Below are 2,192 nucleotides of genomic sequence, written 5' to 3'. Positions count from 1 at the left end.
GGTCGGGACCCGGCGTCGGCGGTGGCTGGACGGGGTCGGGGTACGGGTTCGTCATCATGTCCTCCGGCCAGGGATGAGCTTGGCTCTGGACTACTCCCCCGCCTACCCGGCGGCGGCGCGCGCAGTCACCCGGTGGTGGCACAGGGTGCGCCCGGCCGGGTCCCCACCCGCGCGGTCAGTCGCCCCGCGCCGCCTCGGCTCCCGCGGCCAGGCCCGGCGCGGGACTGCTCAGCACCGGCACCGGTGTGGTGGTGAGGTGCTGGGCGGGGGCCATGGAGGCCTGGGCGAGCACGATCGCGTCGGCATCGGCGCCGGTGACCGTGTCGGCGCAGGCGGCGACGAGACGGACGTAGCCCTCGGTGTCACCCGCCTCGAAACGGTCCCAGGCGCCGTCGACGAGCAGCGCGCGCACGGCGACGGGACGGCCCGCGCGGGCGGCTTCCTCCGCGACCAGCTCGGCGGTGGGGCCGAGGGTGCTCTCCAGGGCGGCCAGCACCACGACACGCGGGCCCGCGGCCACCGCGGCGGCGGCCATCGGACGGTCGACACGCAGCACCGCAACCCCGGCCGCGGCCGACCGGGCGACGGTCTCCGCGACCGCGCCGAGGGTCGAGCAGGTGCACAGCACCGCTCCCGCCCCCTCGTCGACGGCCCGCGCGAGCACGGCCCGTACGTCGTCGGCGACCGCTTCTGGTCCCTGGGCCCGCGCACGGCTCAGCAACTCCTCGTCGACGAAGTGCCGCAGTTCCAGGCCGGGATGGGCCAGGTCGCGCAGGGCGTCGAAGACGGGGACGTGGACGGGTGAGGTGTGCAGAAGGGCGAGCATCGGCCGGACTCAGAACCGGCCGGGGTGGGCGCGCAGCCACTCCTTGGCGGCGCTCAGCAGCGCGGGGTCGGCCGCCGGTGCCTCCTCGGGGTGACGCGCGGCCCATTTGACGACGTACGGGCACAGCGGGGCGACGGGGACGCCCTCACGGCCGGAGATGGCGTACAGCTCGCGGGCCAGGGAGCCGGCGATGCCCTGCCCCTCGTGGGCCGGCTCGACGATCGTGTGCACCGGGACCAGGGCGGGCGCTGGCGACTCCAGCACGAAGTACTCGATGCGGCCGACGACCTCGCCGCCCTCACCGAGCGCTTCGAGGCGGCCGGCCGGCCGGTCGTCGCGGATGCTGATGTCGCTCACGGGTACTCCTGGGGCTGCGGTGGTCAGGCGGACACGGCCTGCGGGCTGCGCTCCTGGTCCGATCCCGGCACCGGTTCCGCCGGATCGGCGCCCAGGGCCACGATCCGGTTGTCGCGGTCCACATGCACGACCCGGGGCTTGAGGGCACGTGCTTCGGCGTCGGTGACCTGAGCGTAACTGATGATGATCACCAGGTCTCCGGGGTGCACCAGATGAGCGGCGGCCCCGTTGATCCCGACCACACCCGAACCGCGCTCACCCTCGATGACGTACGTCTCCAGCCGCGCGCCGTTGGTGATGTCGACGATGTGCACCAGCTCACCGGGCAGCAGATCGGCGGCGTCCAGCAGATCGGCGTCGATGGTCACCGATCCCACGTAGTGCAGGTCGGCCTGGGTGACGGTGGCTCGGTGGATCTTGGACTTGAACATAGTACGCAACATTGGGGCACTCCCACAAGTAGGCTCCCTGCCTGCGTTTTTGCAGGTCAAGGGCTATTTCCACACCCTACAACGAGTCGCACGTTCGGGCAGCTTTCCCCGGGTTTTTCAGGACTCATGCTGACCACTTGCTGACTTTTCTGACGCCTCGTCAGGTCAATGGAGGAAGGCTTCACCCGCTCTCCCGCCCCCCGGCGACGACGGGTCAAGCCTACGCAGCACCCCCTTAAGGCCAGCCGTGATGACCGTCACTCGGGCGGCTTGGAGGGCGGTCAGAGGCGGCGGCGCTCGACCAGGAGCCGGACCACGCAACGCCGTTAGTCAGCTGACCGAAGCGCCTCCATACCGCCCACCAGGTGCAGGCAGCCAAGATCCATCAAAGAGCTTCTTCAGCGCTGCCGCTCCAGTGTGAGGATGGCCTTGGCGATTGACGTCATGCGGTTGGGGCTGCATCGGGACCTGCGGAAGACCCGCCAGGACTTCAGCCTCGCGACACCGCGTTCGACGGGCGCTCGCGCTGCGACCAGTGCCTGATTGCGGGACTTCAGCCGCGCGGGCCGGCGCCCTGG

At 71.4% G+C, this 2,192-nt stretch carries 3 protein-coding genes and 1 pseudogene; all 4 read right to left on the bottom strand.

The window, feature by feature from the left end; genetic code table 11:
- Positions 1-175 precede the first annotated feature (175 nt).
- Positions 176-826 (bottom strand): aspartate/glutamate racemase family protein, encoded by a 651-nt coding sequence (locus P1P75_RS41235; protein ID WP_319265106.1) that lies wholly within the window; start codon positions 824-826, stop codon positions 176-178.
- 9 nt (positions 827-835) lie between these two features.
- Entirely contained in the window at positions 836-1,183 is a 348-nt protein-coding gene (locus P1P75_RS41230; RefSeq protein WP_319265103.1) for a GNAT family N-acetyltransferase, read from the bottom strand.
- A gap of 23 nt (positions 1,184-1,206) precedes the next feature.
- A complete protein-coding gene (gene panD / locus P1P75_RS41225) occupies positions 1,207-1,626 on the bottom strand; it encodes an aspartate 1-decarboxylase (protein ID WP_266465610.1) in 420 nt (139 codons plus the stop codon).
- Positions 1,627-2,012: 386 nt separating this feature from the next.
- A pseudogene (locus tag P1P75_RS41220) lies at positions 2,013-2,192 on the bottom strand (IS5/IS1182 family transposase); the annotation flags it as partial.

It is taken from the genome of Streptomyces sp. ID05-39B, from assembly GCF_033794725.1.
GTDB classification, from domain to species: domain Bacteria; phylum Actinomycetota; class Actinomycetes; order Streptomycetales; family Streptomycetaceae; genus Streptomyces; species Streptomyces bobili.
Note: the sequence above shows the minus strand (reverse complement) of the source record. Positions and strands in the feature narration are given on the sequence as shown.